The organism is Bartonella sp. AA86SXKL (genome assembly GCF_042196885.1).
On the sequence record NZ_JBHIRE010000528.1, the window covers coordinates 350 to 582 of the forward strand.

The 233-nt window shown below is 40.8% G+C and carries 1 pseudogene; it reads left to right on the forward strand.

The features are described 5' to 3' along the window. A pseudogene (locus ACFIO5_RS13085) lies at positions 1-233 on the forward strand (RadC family protein); the annotation flags it as partial.

Sequence of the window (233 nt, forward strand, 5' to 3'; positions counted from 1 at the left end):
TTATTGCTTTTTCGCACGATACCCAGAGCAAATACAAAACCAATAGCTAAGAGCTTAATAGCACATTTTGGCTCATTAGCCGATGTGTTGGGTGCTGATATTCATAGACTTCAAGAAGTCCAAGGGTGTGGTCCGGCAACTGCACTCGATTTAAAAATTATTTCAGATGTTGCAGGACGTCTTGCCCGTGCGCAATTATTTAAACGCGATATTTTTTCATCATGGGATCAAGT